Here is a 14,610-nt window from a genome sequence, read left to right as displayed (position 1 = left end):
GACCTGGAAATGAGGCCTACGACACTCTCCGGCCCTGGGAGGTTAGGAATAGGGCGAGGGTAGGTAGGCTCCGATGTAGTTCCTCATAGGGAGGTGGCGGACGTGGCTGAGCGCGACGACGAGCGTCAGAGCGACCGGGACCGTGAAGTCGAAGAACTCACGGCCCAGGTCTCCTACATGGAAAAGGAACTCAGCGTGGTTCGGCGCAAGCTCGCCGATTCGCCCCGGCATGTACGCCTGCTGGAGGAGCGGCTGAGGGAGGCACAGGCCAGTCTCGCCGCTGCCAACGGCCAGAACGAACGGCTCGTCTCCACTTTGAAGGAGGCGCGCGAGCAGATCGTGGCGCTCAAGGAGGAGGTCGACCGGCTGGCCCAGCCGCCGTCGGGCTTCGGCGTCTACCTCGGTTCACGCGAGGACGAAACGGTCGAGATCTTCACCAACGGCCGCAAGATGCGGGTCAACGTCAGCCCCTCGGTCGATCTGGACAACCTGCGCCCCGGCCAGGAGGTCATGCTCAACGAGGCCTTCAACGTCGTCGAGGTGGAGTCCTTCGAGACCGTCGGCGAGGTCGTCATGCTCAAGGAGATCCTCGAGGACGGCGAGCGCGCCCTGGTGATCTCCCACCACGACGAGGAACGGATCGTCCGCCTGGCCGAGCCGCTGCGCGACGAGGCGATCCGCCCCGGCGACTCGCTGCTGCTGGAGCCGCGGTCGGGGTACGTCTACGAGCGCATCCCCAAGTCCGAGGTCGAGGAGCTCATCCTCGAAGAGGTCCCCGACATCTCCTACACCGACATCGGCGGCCTCTCCGGGCAGATCGAGATGATCCGCGACGCGGTCGAGCTGCCCTACCTGTACAAGGAGCTCTTCTACGAGCACCAGCTGCGCCCGCCCAAGGGCGTGCTGCTCTACGGCCCTCCCGGATGCGGTAAGACGCTCATCGCCAAGGCGGTCGCCAACTCGCTGGCCAAGCAGGTCGCCGAGCGCACCGGCCGCGACGTCGGCAAGAGCTTCTTCCTCAACATCAAGGGCCCCGAGCTGCTCAACAAGTACGTGGGCGAGACCGAGCGGCACATCCGCCTGGTCTTCCAGCGCGCACGGGAGAAGGCCTCCGAGGGCACCCCGGTCATCGTCTTCTTCGACGAGATGGACTCGATCTTCCGCACCCGCGGCTCGGGTGTGTCCTCCGACGTGGAGAACACGATCGTGCCCCAGCTCCTGAGCGAGATCGACGGTGTGGAGGGCCTGGAGAACGTCATCGTCATCGGCGCCTCCAACCGCGAGGACATGATCGACCCGGCGATCCTGCGGCCCGGCCGCCTGGACGTCAAGATCAAGATCGAGCGGCCCGACGCCGAGGCGGCCCGCGACATCTTCGGCAAGTACATCACCACGGACCTGCCGCTGCACGACGAGGACCTCGTCGAGCACGGCGGCTCGGCCAGGGCCACGGTGGACGCCATGATCCAGCGGGTCGTGGAGCGCATGTACACCGAGGGCGAGGAGAACCGCTTCCTGGAGGTCACCTACGCCAACGGTGACAAGGAGGTCCTGTACTTCAAGGACTTCAACTCCGGCGCGATGATCGAGAACATCGTCTCCCGGGCCAAGAAGATGGCCATCAAGGACTTCATCGACCAGCAGTCCAAGGGCATCCGGGTCTCGCACCTGATGCAGGCCTGCGTCGACGAGTTCAGCGAGAACGAGGACCTGCCCAACACCACCAACCCCGACGACTGGGCGCGCATCTCCGGAAAGAAGGGCGAGCGCATCGTCTACATCCGGACCCTGGTGACGGGCAAGAAGGGCGCGGACTCCGGTCGGAGCATCGACACGGTGCCCAACACCGGCCAGTACCTGTAACAACCCACTCTGAGAGCGCCTTGAGGGGCCGACCGGACTTTCCGGTCGGCCCCTTCCCGTGCCGGTTGTCTCCGGTCCCCGTGGGTGCTGTTCAGTCGGGTGCGGGCGCGAACACGCCGTCGAGTCGGTGCTCGATCAGCTCCACGGCCTGCTCGGGGCTGTGCCGACCGAGCAGGACGCTGGTCTGTAGGCCCGTGGCGCCGGCCACCAGGAAGGCGCTCTCGGCCTCGGCGTCGACCTCCGGCGGTACCTCACCGGTCTGTCGGCCCCGGTCGAGCAGACCGGCCACGAGGCCCTCCAGGGCGCGGGGCGCGTCGCGGGCCGCGGCCGTCAGGGCGGGGTCGGTGACGAAGGGGATGAAGTAGGCGGCGTACACCAGGTGCCGGTTGCGGCGCTCCTCGTCCAGGGGGAGCAGCTCCCACAGCACCCCGCGCACGAGCGCGCGCATACCGGGGGCCTCGCCCAGCTCGGCCAGGCGTTGCCCGGCCCGCTGTTCGGCTTCGGCGTTGAGGATCTCCAGCGCGCCCAGCAGCAAGCGGTCGCGGGTGCCGAAGTAGTACTGCAACAGCCGGGGGGAGACCTCGGCCTCGGTGGCGACCTGGCGCAGCGTGACGTGTTCGAGTCCGCCCCGGGTGGCCAGGCGCCACACCGCCTGGGCGATCTGTCGGCGGCGCAGGTCGTGGTCCACCTGTCGGGGCATGGCGGGTCTCCTCGGGGTCGCGGCCACAGCGGGCGCGTTTTTGTGGTGCGATCGTACCAAAACCGTGTTATGGTTCGATCGAACCATAAAGAGACGCGCGTGGGATGCCCCGGTTCCGACTCCGCGCGGGCCGGAGGGAGGAACAACGATGGCGTATGTGGCGTGCCTGGTCGCGGGCCTGGTGATGCTGGTCCTGGGGGCGCAGGGAGGGATCCGGCTGCTGGTCGACCACGGTGAGGCAGGGATCCTCCACCAGGTGCCCGGAGGCTTCGCGGTGTGGCTCGCCTGCTATGCGGCGATGGCGGTCCTCGGCGTCGTCCTGGCCGGGTGGGGTGCGGGAAGGGCCAGGAGGTCCGGGCACACCAGGTGAGCGGACGCCGGGGGCGGCGCGGCCCCCCGGCCCTCCGTTCCACGGGCCGGGAAGGTGCTCCCGCGCGGTGAGGGCGAACCGGTGCCGACCGGCTCCCCGGCGGCGTCCCACCCGTCCGGGTACACCGGGGAGAGCCGGTGCCCCACGGCTCCACGGCCGTGGAGCCGAAGGCGGCTCACAGGTCCACGGGGTCGCGCACGAGGGGGCAGGTCATGCAGTGCCCGCCACCGCGCCCACGGCCCAGTTCGGCGCCGACGATGGGAATGACCTCGACACCGGCCCGGCGCAGCAGGGCGTTGGTCTGCGTGTTGCGGTCGTAGGTGACGACCACGCCCGGCTCCAGGGCGACGGCGTTGTTGGCGCTGTCCCACTGCTGACGCTCCGAGGCGTAGGCGTCGCCGCCGGTCTCGATGACCCGCAGCTCCCGCAGGCCCAGAGCCTCGGCGACCACGTCCGTGAACGCGCGGCCCCCCTCGTCGGCGACCTCGATGCCCGGGGCGCGGTCGCTCGGCCACAGGGACAGCGTGTGGACGGCGTCCATGATGCGCGGATAGAGGGTGACGGCGTCGCGGTCGACGAAGGTCAGGACGGTGTCGAGGTGCATCGCGGACCTCAGCTTGGGCATGCCCGCGACGATCACCCGCTCAGCCGCGCCGTTCTCGAACAGCGCCGCCGCCACCTGGGTGATCGCCTGCCGTGAGGTGCGCTCGCTCATGCCCATGAGCACGACTCCGTTGCCGACCGGCATGACGTCGCCGCCCTCCAGGGTCGCCCTGCCCCAGTCCTGTTCGGCCTCTCCCCACCACACGGTGTCCCCGGCGAAGTCGGGGTGGAACCGGTAGACGGTCCGCATGAGCAGGGTCTCGTCGTGGCGGGCGGGCCAGTACAGCGGGTTGAGCGTCACCCCGCCGTACAGCCAACAGGTCGTGTCCCGTGTGTAGAGGGTGTTCGGCAGGGGAGGCATGAGGTACTCGCGGGCCCCCGTCGACTCGCGGGCGAGCGCGAGGTAGCCGGACCGGAACTCCTCCGGCAGGTCGGTGGAGGCCAGGCCGCCGATCAGGAACTCGGCGAGGCGCCGGGGGGCGAGCGTCTCCAGGAACGCGCGCGTGTCGTCCATCAGTCCGGTGCCGACCTGGTTGGCGGTGATCTTGTGGTCCAGGAGCCAGGAGCGGGCGCCCGGTACCGCCATGGTCTCGGCGAGGAGGTCGTGCAGTTCGACGACCTCGACGCCCCGGGAGCGCAACACGTCCGTGAACCCGGCGTGGTGGCGCTGGGCGCTGTCCACCCACATCACGTCGTCGAAGAGCAGGTCGTCGGCGTTGGTCGGGGTGAGGCGGCGGTGGGCGAGCCCGGGGGCGCAGACCAGGACCCTGCGTAGTCTGCCGACCTCGGAGTGGACGCCGTGCACGGGCGCGGTCGCGGTGGTGTCGGCCATGGTGGTTCTCCCCCTGGTGAGTTGTTTCCGGTGACCTGGCGCGGCCGCGGGTCACAGACTGATCCAGCCGGCCGCCAGGGCGGTCACGCCGGCCGCGGCCCCGACGACGGAGAGGGCGCACACGGCGAGTTCACCCGGGGAGAAGAGTCGTCTGCGCTGCTCCCTCCGGGCCTTGACGAACAGCAGCGTGGCCGGCGCGTAGATGATGAGGGACACCAGCAGGTACTTCGGCCCGGCCGCGTACAGCAGGAACGCCGTGTAGACCGTGGCGAGCACCGCGATCACCAGGCCCAGGCGGACGGGACCTCCTCCGCGGACGGCCTCCGGGTCGGCTCCCGCCGCGACCCTGACCGCGAACACCGCCGCGAGCAGGAAGGGGATCAGGGTGAGCGAGCTGGTCAGGTTGAGGGCGAAGTCGAACGCGTCGTCGGAGAACAGGGTGACGACCAGGACGACCTGGGACAGGGACGTGGTCATCAGCAGGGCGGGAACCGGGACGTCGGAAGCGCTGGAACGGCGTAGGAAGCGCGGCATGTCGTCGTCCTTGGCCGCGACGAACAGCACCTCGGCCGCCATCAGGGTCCAGGCCAGGTAGGCGCCGAGCACCGAGACGATCAGGCCGACGCTGACGAACGCCACACCCCAGGGGCCGACCGCGCGCTCCAGGACACCGCCCATCGAGGGCTGGCGCAGCTCGGCGATCTCGCTCATCGGCATGATGCCGTACGACACGACGGTGACCGAGGCGAAGACGGCGAAGACGCTGAGGAAGCCCAGGACGGTCGCGCGGCCCACGTCCTCGCGCCGTCTGGCGTGGCGGGAGTAGACGCTGGCGCCCTCGACCCCCAGGAACACGAACACCGTCACCAGCATGGTCCCTCGGACCTGTTCGAACAGTGAACCGGTGTGGCCGGCGCCGCCGAGGTTCTCCGCGAAGACCCCCGGGTCGAAGTAGAACAGCGCCAGGAGGACGAAGACGAGGATGGGGACGATCTTGGCGACCGTCACGATCCGGTTGATCGAGGCGGCCTCCTTGATCCCCCGTCGTACGAGGAGGAAGAACGCCCACAGGCCGACCGAGGACAGTGCCACCGCCAGGACCGTGTCTCCGTCGCCCAGGGGTGGTGCGAGGGCGCCGATCGTCGACATGATCAGCACCCAGTAGGTCACGTTGCCGACGCAGGCGCTGGCCCAGTAGCCGAACGCCGAGAAGAAGCCGAGGTACTCGCCGAAGCCCGCCTTGGCGTAGGCGTATACGCCGGCGTCCAGGTCGGGGCGGCGCACGGCCAGCATCTGGAAGACGAAGGCGAGCATCAGCATGCCGGTACCGGCGATCGACCAGGCGATCAGCGCGCCGACGACCCCGGTCTCCCCGGCGAACCTCGCGGGCAGCGAGAAGACGCCGGCCCCCACCATCGAACCGACGACCATCGCGGTCATGGTCAGGAGGCTCAGTTTGGCGGCGGCCGGTGCGGTCCCGGTCTGCCCGTTCCCGGTCATGGTGTCCGCCTCCGCGGTCGTCCGTGGCCCCGTCCCACGGCACGGCCTCTCCGAGGGTGGTGGAGTGATTGCTTGGAGTGACAATCTATGTTCGGAGTGAACTCTTCCGAAGCCCTCTCGGGAGGTTCGGCGTGTTCCGCCGCCCGGCCCGCCCGGTCGAGGCGACGTGCCCCGCGCAGACCCCGGTGCCGTTCGGGGAGGGGGCGTGCGCCCCCGGCGTTCTTCGCCGTGCTTCCAGGGGGCCGTGGAAGCCGTCGTGCGCCGTGACCCGCGAGGGGGCGGCGCGCCGCCGTCCCGCGCAACGCCGCCGAACACGGCACTTGGGCCACAATTGGCGCGGAAGCGTTCAAGACCGCGCCCCGGTGGATAACCTCTCACCATGAGTGTGCGGCGGATTATGGGTATCGAGACCGAGTACGGGATCTCCGTACCAGGCAACCCCGGGGCCAACGCGATGGTCACCTCCACCCAGGTGGTCAACGCCTATCTGGCCGCCTCGGCGGCCCGGGCGCGGCGTGCCCGCTGGGACTTCGAGGAGGAGAACCCGCTGCGCGACGCGCGCGGCTTCGACCTGGCACGTGAGGTCGCCGATCCCACGCAGCTCACCGACGAGGACCTGGGCCTGGCCAACGTCATCCTCACCAACGGTGCCCGCCTGTACGTGGACCACGCCCACCCCGAGTACTCGGCGCCCGAGGTCACCAACCCGCGCGACGCGGTGCTGTGGGACAAGGCGGGGGAGCGGGTGATGGCCGACGCCGCCGCGCGGGCGGGGGCCACCCCGGGCATCGAGCCGATCCAGCTGTACAAGAACAACACCGACAACAAGGGCGCCTCCTACGGCTGCCACGAGAACTACCTGATGCACCGGTCGACGCCGTTCGGCGACATCGTCCGGCACCTGATCCCCTTCTTCGTCTCCCGCCAGGTGGTGTGCGGGGCGGGCAAGGTCGGCATCGGCTCCGACGGGCAGGGCAGCGGGTTCCAGATCTCCCAGCGCGCCGACTTCTTCGAGGTCGAGGTGGGGCTGGAGACCACCCTCAAGCGCCCCATCATCAACACCAGGGACGAGCCGCACGCCGACCCCGACCAGTACCGGCGGCTGCACGTCATCATCGGCGACGCCAACATGAGCGAGGTCTCCACCTACCTCAAGCTGGGGACGACGGCGCTGGTGCTGTCGATGATCGAGGACGGGTTCCTGAGCGTGGACCTGTCCCTGGAGACCCCGGTGGCCGACCTCCGGGAGGTCTCGCACGACCCCGGCCTCACCCACCGGGTGCGGCTGCGCGACGGGCGGCGGATGACCGCGCTGGAGCTCCAGTGCGAGTACCTGGACCAGGCCCGCAAGTACGTGGAGGACCGCTTCGGCACCGACGTGGACCCCGACACCGCCGACGTCCTGGACCGCTGGGAGTCGGTGCTCAACCGGCTGGGCGCCGACCCGATGAGCCTGGCCGACGAGCTGGACTGGGTGGCCAAGCTCAAGGTGCTGGAGGGCTACCGGTCCCGGGACTCCCTGGAGTGGTCGCACCCGCGCCTGCAACTGGTGGACCTCCAGTACTCCGACGTGCGGGCGGACAAGGGCATCTACAACCGGCTGGTGGCGCGCGGCCGGATGAAGCGCCTGCTGGAGGAGCCGCAGGTGGACCGGGCGGTCACCGAGCCGCCGGAGGACACGCGCGCCTACTTCCGAGGGCGCTGCCTGGCCAAGTACGCCGACGAGGTGGCCGCCGCCTCCTGGGACTCGGTGATCTTCGACCTGCCGGGTTACGACTCGCTCCAGCGGGTGCCGACCCTGGAGCCGCGCCGGGGCACCAGGGAGCACGTGGGAGCGCTGCTGGACGCCTCCCCGACCGCGGCCGACCTGGTGGCGGTGCTCACCGGGGGCCGCTGACCCGGCGGGCGGCGGATCCCCGGCGGCCCCCGGGGCCGCGTGCGCCTGCCCGCGGTCCCCGTCCGGCCCCCTGGGCGGGGCGCCTCAGGTGTGCCAGGTGCCGTCGCGGCAGCGCATCGGCTCCAGGCTCAGGGCGGTCCACAGCTCCAGGCGGGTGCGGGGCTCGTCCAGGCGGCGGCCCATGACCCGCTCGGCCGCGCGCAGCCGTGAGCGCAGGGTGTTGCGGTGCACCCCCAGGTCCCGGGCGGTCGCCTCCACCTGGGCGCTGTTGTCCAGGTAGTGGCGCAGGGTGTGCGCCAGCTCCGTGCCGTTGCGGGCGTCGTGGGCGCGCAACCTGCCCAGGACGGCCTGGTCGAAGGCGCGCGCCCCTCGGCCGGGACCGCGGAGCGCAGCAGCGCCCAGGCGTCGGTCTCGTCCACGTGCCGGTACCCCTGCGTCGCGGCCTGGCGCGCCCGGTCCACGGCCGAGGACAGGTCGTCGGGCCCCCGGGCGGTGCAGGCCCCGGCCGCGACCGGGCCCCCGTCCGGGGCGGACAGCGCCGCGAACAGGCGCCTGCCCAGGCGGGGCGCGCTCCCGCTGTCGGGCAGGACGGCCACCAGCACGTCCTCCAGGGCGCACAGGCCGCCGTTCCGCGCGGCGTCGGTGTCGCCGAGCACGTCGGTCAGCGCGTCCGCCGCGTGGTCCAGCAGCCGGGCGGGGGAGGGACCCCGCAGGCACACCACCTCCCAGGGCGGGGCGGGCAGGGGCGGCGGCACCCGGGGCCGCCCCGTCACCGCGGCGAGCAGGACCGGGGCGCGTTCGCGGTACAGCGCCCGCCGGGCGTCGCGCGAGTGTAGCAGGCCCACCGCCAGCAGCGAGGCCGCGTGGTTGGCGAGCATCCGCACATGCGGCGTCACCGGGGACGGGCAGCGCAGCGCCAGCCAGCCCAGCGTCCGCCCGGTCGGCCCCAGCGTCTGGAGGAGGACGCTCGCCTCCCCGTCAGCCAGCACCGTCATCCCGCGCGGGCGCCCCGCCAGGGCCGAGCGCACCAGCGCGTGCCAGGGGGGTTCGGTGTCGGGCACGGCCGCGCTCGTCATCCCGTTGCGGTCCAGCAGCAGTGACGCCCCCGAGGCGGCCGAGGACAGCTCGCCCATCACCCCGGCCGGGCCCGAGCGCAGCGACGCGCGCGCCATCGCGTCCTGCGCGGTGAGCACCCGGTGCTGCTCGCGCGTGCGCTCGGCCGCGTAGCGGTCGGCCACCGCCTCCACCACCGCGACGAAGGGGGTCTCGCCCTCCACCCGCAGGATCGGCAGACCCAGGGCGTCGCCCTCCTCCAGCACCTCGGGCGGAATCTCGCGCAGCCACATGTCGATGGCCAACCCCAAACCGGCGCACCCGGCCCCGTGTAGTCGGCGCACGTAGGCGCGGCGCGCCCGCTCGTCGGCGCCCAGACCCAGCCCGACCGTCAGCACCAGCTCCCCGCCGCGCAGCCAGCGCACCGGGTCGTGCAGCTCGATCACGTGCGCCCAGCGGATCGCCCGGTCCAGGCCGGACCGCCCCGCCGCCACCCGCACCTCCAGGTCCGGGTCGGCCGTGATGTCGCGGACCGTGATCGCCAACGCCCCTCCTCCTGCCTCGCGGGTTGTGCACTGTGCACATGTGTAACAGCTGGCGTGGTGCACACCGTCCCGGCACGGACGACCTCGGAGTGTCTACGGTCACAACAACACCCGAACCACCGGCTGTGGTCTGCGGTGGCGCCCGTCCGCGACGTGTCAGCGGCGGGGCCGCCGACCGCGGACGGGCCCCGCCGCGGCGGGGCCGCGCCGGTCCGCGGTGCCGGCCCGCGGCGCACGCCGACCGGACGTCCCGGTCCGGGGCCGCACCGAACGCGCAACGGAGTACACATGTCAGAGCGGACCGCCCCCACGTCCTCGCACCCCGCGCGTGCGGCCGTGGCGGCCTTCGTCGGCACCACCATCGAGTGGTTCGACTTCTACGTCTACGCCACGGCCGCCAGCCTGGTCTTCGGCACCCTGTTCTTCCCGCCCGGCACCGACCCGGTGGTCGGTTTGATGGCCTCCTTCGCCACCTTCTCGGTGGGCTTCTTCGCCCGCCCGCTGGGCGGCCTGGTCTTCGGCCACTTCGGTGACCGCCTGGGCCGCAGGTCCGCGCTGGTCATCACCCTGCTGATGATGGGCACGGCCACGTTCTGCGTCGGTCTGCTGCCCACCTACGAGCAGGCGGGGTTCCTCGCCCCGGCGCTGCTGGTCCTGCTGCGCTTCGTCCAGGGCATCGCCGTGGGCGGGGAGTGGGGCGGCGCCGTCCTGATGGCGGTCGAGCACGCCCCCGAGAACCGCAAGACCTTCTACGGCTCCTTCGCCCAACTCGGCAACCCGGCCGGTGCGCTGCTGGCCACGGGCTCGTTCGGGCTCATCGCCGCCTGGGACGCCGACCTGCTCCACACCTGGGGCTGGCGCCTGCCCTTCCTCGCGTCGGTCCTGCTGGTTCTGGTGGGCCTGTTCATCCGCCTGAAGGTGGAGGAGTCCCCGGTCTTCGAGGCCGTGCGCGAAGGCGCCGACCAGCCGCGGGAGCTGCCGCTGCGCGAGGCCGTGCGCGGCTCCTGGCGCCCGCTGCTGCTGGGCGTCGGCATCCTGCCGGTGGCCGTCGGCGGCTACTACGTCGTCACCACCTTCCTCCAGGCCTACGGCGTCACCGAGGTCGGCATCAGCGAGCAGGTCATCCTCAGCGGCCTGAGCCTGGCCGCGTTCGTCGAACTCGTCGCGACCCTGGGCGTGTCCTGGCTGGGCGACCGCTTCGGCACCGTCCGCGTCGTCACCATCGGACTGGTCGGCGTCATCGTGCTGGCGCTTCCCCAGTTCCTGGTGCTGGAGACCGGCAGCACCGTGCTGATCTTCGTGATGCTGTGCGTGATGCGCCTGGCCATGGCCGCGGTCTACGGGCCCATCGCCCGCGTGCTCGCCCAGATGTACCCGCCGCGCACCCGCTACACGAGCATCTCCATCGCCTACCAGTTCGCGGGGGCGGTCTTCGGCGGCCTGGCGCCGATCGTGTGCACCGCCCTGCTCGCCGCGACCGGCAGCATCCTGCCGGTGGCGGGCCTGCTCATGGCCATGGCCGTGGTGAGCATCCTGTGCCTGGCCAGGGCGCCGCGCCACAGTGACACCGACCTCGTCGCCGCCTGAACCCCGTCCCGTGACCGCCGCGCGGCCCCCCGGGCGCCGCGCGTCCCCCGCACCGCCGCCGGGCCGACCGGCCCGGCGCCAGTCCATCAAGGAGGAACCCCACCCGTGTCCGGTCTGCTCATCCACAACGCCAACGTCCTGACCATGGACGACGCCAACCCCCGGGCCCGCGCCGTGGCCGTGCGCGAGGGCCGGGTCCGCCTGGCCGCGGACACCGAGGCCGCCCGCGCCGCCGCGGGCCCGGGCGCGGTGGAGGTGGACGCGGGCGGACGGACCGTCCTGCCCGGGTTCATCGACCCGCACAACCACCTACTGTCCACCGCCGAGTCGCTGGCCGCCGTCGACGCCGGGTACCCCCGGGTGGGCAGCGCCGCCGACCTGGTCGCCGTCATCGGGGCCGAGGCCGAGCGCACCCCGCCCGGCCAGTGGATCCGCGCCTTCCACATGGACGACGCCAAGTTCCCGGGAGGGCGCCCCACCCGCCGCGACCTGGACGGGGCCACCGGTGAGCACCCGGTCATCGTCTACCACGTCTCGGGCCACCAGGCCGTGGTCAACTCCGCCGCCCTGGCCTGGAGCGGCATCGGCGAGGACGTCCCCGACCCGGCGGGCGGCTCCTTCGTCCGCGACGAGGGCGGGCGCCTGACGGGCATGGTCCTGGACTCGGCGATGGAACTGCTGCTGCCCCTGGCCGTGGACATCGGCTGCCACGGCCCCAACTTCCACACCGACCTGCCCGCCGAACAGCTCCTGGGCTGGCTGGCCGCAGCGGCCGACCCCTACCTGTCGGCCGGGGTCACCACCGTGTGCGATCCGCAGGTCTCGGCCCGCGAACTGCGCGTGTACCGGGCCGCCCGCGCGGCCGGGACCCTGCCGCTGCGCACGTTCGGCATGCCGCTGTCCCACCAGCTGGACGCGCTCACCTCCGCCGGGCTGGCCAGCCCCTTCGGCGACGACTGGCTGCGGCTGACCGGCATGAAGTTCTACTCCGACGGCACCCTGCTGGGCGGCACCGCCAAGTTCAGCGTCCCCTACGGCGAGCACGGCGAGTTCGCGGGCAGCCTCTACCACCACCCCGACCAGCTGGTGGACCTGGTCACGCGGGCCGCCGCCGAGGGCTGGCAGGTGGCCGTCCACACCCAGGGCGACGCGGCCATGGAGAACACCCTGGCCGCCATCGCCTCGGCCACGCGGGTGTCGGGCCCCGACCCGCGCCCGCGTGTGGAGCACTGCGGCTACCCCACCCCGGAGCAGGCCAAGCGCTTCACCGACTACGGCGTCATCCCCGTCAACCAGCCCAACTTCCTGTACGACAGCGGCGGCGACTTCCTGCGCCGCCTGGGGAAGCGGGCCCACCGGCTCCAGCCCATGCGCGAGGAACTCGACCTGGGGCTGCGCCCGGTGCTCTCCAGCGACTCCTTCGTCTCCAGCCTGCGTCCGATGGACACCGTGGCCAACGCGGTGTGCCGCACCACCCGCGAGGGTGCGGCGATCGGCGTCGAGCAGGCCGTCACCCTGCACGAGGCCCTGCGCGCCCACACCCTGGACGCCGCGCACGCGCTGGGCGTGGAGGACCGCCTGGGCGCGCTGCGCCCCGGCCACCTGGCCGACCTGGTGGTGCTGGACCGCGACGTGGAGTCCCTGCCCGCCGAGCGGCTGCGCGAGGTCGACGCGTGGATGACGGTGCTCGACGGGCGCGTCGTCCACCGCGCCCCTGAGGCCTGACCGGGACGGCGCGCGGGACCCGGGGGTCCGTGCCCGGCGGCGGCTTCCCGCCGGTCCCCGCCGGTTACCCGCCTTCGTGGCCCGTTCCCGGGCGCGGCGCACGTCCGGTTCCGCTGTCCGGGGCCTCGGGCCCCGCACATGGGCGTCCCCCGCCCGCGCCTGCGCGCGGACGGGGGACGTGCGGGGGAGGGGGTCAGCTGGTGCGGATGCGAACACCCCACGAGTTCACCATCGGCATGACCTCCTGGTAGTAGGTCGTGCCGCCGAAGGAGCAGTTGCCGGAGCCGCCGGAGGTGACGCCCTGGGCCTGCGAGCCGGAGATGAACGAGCCGCCGGAGTCACCGGGCTCGGCGCACACGTTGGTGCGGGTGAGCGAGTAGACGGTGCCCTGCGGGTAGCGCACGGTCTGGTTGCGGGCCTGGATGGTGCCGCAGTGCCAGCCGGTGGTGGAGCCGGAGCGGCACACCGCAGAGCCGGTCGGGGCCTGGCTGGTGCCGGTCACGGACTGGTAGCCGCCGGAGTTGTAGCGCGAGACCAGGTTGGTCAGGGTGAAGTTGGAGGTGCCGCGGACGAAGGCGGCGTCGTTGCCCGGGAAGACCGAGTTCTGGAAGGTGCCGCGGCCGTTGCCGATGGTCACGCTGGTGCCGACGGTGCCGCAGTGGCCCGCGGTGACGAAACCGGGCTGACCGGCGCTGTTGGTCGCCGGGAAGCCGACGGAGCAGCGGCCGCCCATGTAGTAGGCCAGGCCGCCGATGATGTCGGCGTAGACCTGCGGGGCCTCCTCGGACTCCTCCACCCGGACCGAGGAGGCGTCCACGCCGGCGTCGGCGAGCAGGGCGGCGACGTCGGCGTCGGAGCCCTCCAGCACCTCGACCACGACGGTGTCGCTCTCCACGTCCGGGTACCAGCCGAGGACGCTCTCCGGGGCCTCGGCGCTGTTGAGGTCCTCCACGACCTCGGTCAGGCCCTCGGCGCCGTGGGAGACGACGGTGGCCTCGGCGCCGGTGGCCTCGACCGCGTCGACGGCCGAGGCGTCGGTGACCAGCACGGTGAGTTCGAGGGTCTCGGTGTCGAACAGGGAGCCGCCGTAGGCCTCGCCCGCGGCCTCGGTGGCCTCGGCGTCGGTCTCGATGGCGGCTTCCTGCGCCGAGAGCAGCTCCTCGGCCTCGGCCGAGGACAGGTCGAGGTCGCGCTTGAGCGCTTCCGCCATGCTGGCGGCGCTGTCGTCGGCGACGGGGGTCTGGGGGACGGGGGCGGGCGCCGCGAGGGCACCGGGGGCCATGGACAGTGCCATGCCGAAGGCCAGGGCTCCTGTGCCCACGGCGGAGATGATGGTGGAGGGTCTCATGGGGGTCCCTACTCTCCAAGGGGGATAGACGGGGGATTCGGGGCTCTGCGTTCCTGTAGGAACGGAAAGCCCCTTTCGGGCATCGAAGTTGATCCGATTCCCGAAATTCACCGAGACATCCGGTAAACGATCACCAACATAAGTGCACACTTTGACGCTGCAAAGACCCGTGTGGTGTGGATTCATTCAGAAGGACGCGGGATTGTCCCATGACCCTTCGTTTCGCGATGGCTACGCGTAGTCGCTCTGCGTGCGACCTTGCGCTTTTCGCGTTCGACCGGTGACAGAGCGAATCGGCGCGGGCGCGTCAAGGGGTTTCTCTGGCCGGATGCGGACACCGGTACCGGGTGCCATCCGTAACACCACGGCTACAGGGCTGTAACTCCGAAGGTCAGGGGCGGCCCGCGCGGGCCTTCCGACGGGGTCCGGCCCCGGAGGAGGGCGGGCGCGCACGTGGCCGGACCCGGACACGGGAGGGGCTTGCGGGACGCCTGGGGTGCCTGCGTGTGCGGGCGCGGGGGAGAAGCCGTGGTCTCCCCCGCACGAAGCGCCCCCGCACGAAGCGCCCCCGCACAACAAGGGCGCCC

At 71.9% G+C, this 14,610-nt stretch carries 9 protein-coding genes and 1 pseudogene; 5 read left to right on the top strand and 5 right to left on the bottom strand.

All coding sequences use genetic code 11. From position 1 onward, the window contains the following. Nucleotides 1–93 precede the first annotated feature (93 nt). Nucleotides 94–1,863: a proteasome ATPase gene (arc, locus tag FYW99_RS25495; protein ID WP_150254575.1), complete on the top strand. Its 1,770-nt coding sequence runs from the start codon at nucleotides 94–96 to the stop codon at nucleotides 1,861–1,863. A 91-nt stretch (nucleotides 1,864–1,954) separates the two neighbouring features. Here arc and FYW99_RS25490 read toward each other — a convergent pair whose 3' ends face one another. Next, complete coding sequence (locus FYW99_RS25490) at nucleotides 1,955–2,563, bottom strand: TetR/AcrR family transcriptional regulator (protein ID WP_150254574.1); 609 nt, start codon at nucleotides 2,561–2,563, stop codon at nucleotides 1,955–1,957. A gap of 148 nt (nucleotides 2,564–2,711) precedes the next feature. On the opposite strand from FYW99_RS25490, the gene FYW99_RS25485 reads away from it, so the two are divergent. Next, the gene (locus tag FYW99_RS25485) at nucleotides 2,712–2,933 is read left to right on the top strand and encodes a hypothetical protein (RefSeq protein WP_150254573.1); all 222 of its coding nucleotides are present in this window, start codon (nucleotides 2,712–2,714) and stop codon (nucleotides 2,931–2,933) included. Nucleotides 2,934–3,108: 175 nt separating this feature from the next. Here the strand turns inward: FYW99_RS25485 and FYW99_RS25480 are convergent, their stop codons facing one another. Continuing rightward, the gene (locus FYW99_RS25480; RefSeq protein ID WP_150254572.1) at nucleotides 3,109–4,368 is read right to left on the bottom strand and encodes an arginine deiminase; all 1,260 of its coding nucleotides are present in this window, start codon (nucleotides 4,366–4,368) and stop codon (nucleotides 3,109–3,111) included. 51 nt (nucleotides 4,369–4,419) lie between these two features. Next, entirely contained in the window at nucleotides 4,420–5,868 is a 1,449-nt protein-coding gene (locus FYW99_RS25475) for a basic amino acid/polyamine antiporter (RefSeq protein WP_150254571.1), read from the bottom strand. Nucleotides 5,869–6,247: 379 nt separating this feature from the next. On the opposite strand from FYW99_RS25475, the gene dop reads away from it, so the two are divergent. Then, nucleotides 6,248–7,765 (top strand): depupylase/deamidase Dop, encoded by a 1,518-nt coding sequence (dop, locus tag FYW99_RS25470; protein ID WP_150254570.1) that lies wholly within the window; start codon nucleotides 6,248–6,250, stop codon nucleotides 7,763–7,765. An 84-nt stretch (nucleotides 7,766–7,849) separates the two neighbouring features. On the opposite strand, the pseudogene FYW99_RS25465 reads toward dop, so the two are convergent. After that, a pseudogene (locus FYW99_RS25465) lies at nucleotides 7,850–9,363 on the bottom strand (PucR family transcriptional regulator). A 288-nt stretch (nucleotides 9,364–9,651) separates the two neighbouring features. Here FYW99_RS25465 and FYW99_RS25460 point away from each other — a divergent pair. After that, nucleotides 9,652–10,950 (top strand): MFS transporter, encoded by a 1,299-nt coding sequence (locus FYW99_RS25460; protein ID WP_150254569.1) that lies wholly within the window; start codon nucleotides 9,652–9,654, stop codon nucleotides 10,948–10,950. Between the two features lie 105 nt (nucleotides 10,951–11,055). Beyond that, a complete protein-coding gene (locus FYW99_RS25455) occupies nucleotides 11,056–12,675 on the top strand; it encodes an amidohydrolase (RefSeq protein WP_150254568.1) in 1,620 nt (539 codons plus the stop codon). A 193-nt stretch (nucleotides 12,676–12,868) separates the two neighbouring features. On the opposite strand, the gene FYW99_RS25450 is transcribed toward FYW99_RS25455, so the two are convergent. Beyond that, nucleotides 12,869–14,023: a S1 family peptidase gene (locus tag FYW99_RS25450; protein WP_150254567.1), complete on the bottom strand. Its 1,155-nt coding sequence runs from the start codon at nucleotides 14,021–14,023 to the stop codon at nucleotides 12,869–12,871. Nucleotides 14,024–14,610: the final 587 nt, after the last annotated feature.

Origin of the sequence: Nocardiopsis deserti (assembly GCF_008638355.1) — a bacterium.
Taxonomy (GTDB): Bacteria; Actinomycetota; Actinomycetes; order Streptosporangiales; family Streptosporangiaceae; genus Nocardiopsis; species Nocardiopsis alborubida.
Note: the sequence above shows the minus strand (reverse complement) of the source record. Positions and strands in the feature narration are given on the sequence as shown.

What these genes read in the sequence shown, in the direction of transcription:
- FYW99_RS25490 (WP_150254574.1), bottom strand. Translation starts at nt 2,563, where the DNA reads ATGCCCCGACAGGTGGACCACGACCTGCGCCGCCGACAGATCGCCCAG.
- FYW99_RS25485 (WP_150254573.1), top strand. Translation starts at nt 2,712, where the DNA reads ATGGCGTATGTGGCGTGCCTGGTCGCGGGCCTGGTGATGCTGGTCCTG.
- FYW99_RS25480 (WP_150254572.1), bottom strand. Translation starts at nt 4,368, where the DNA reads ATGGCCGACACCACCGCGACCGCGCCCGTGCACGGCGTCCACTCCGAG.
- FYW99_RS25475 (WP_150254571.1), bottom strand. Translation starts at nt 5,868, where the DNA reads ATGACCGGGAACGGGCAGACCGGGACCGCACCGGCCGCCGCCAAACTG.
- dop (WP_150254570.1), top strand. Translation starts at nt 6,248, where the DNA reads ATGAGTGTGCGGCGGATTATGGGTATCGAGACCGAGTACGGGATCTCC.
- FYW99_RS25460 (WP_150254569.1), top strand. Translation starts at nt 9,652, where the DNA reads ATGTCAGAGCGGACCGCCCCCACGTCCTCGCACCCCGCGCGTGCGGCC.
- FYW99_RS25450 (WP_150254567.1), bottom strand. Translation starts at nt 14,023, where the DNA reads ATGAGACCCTCCACCATCATCTCCGCCGTGGGCACAGGAGCCCTGGCC.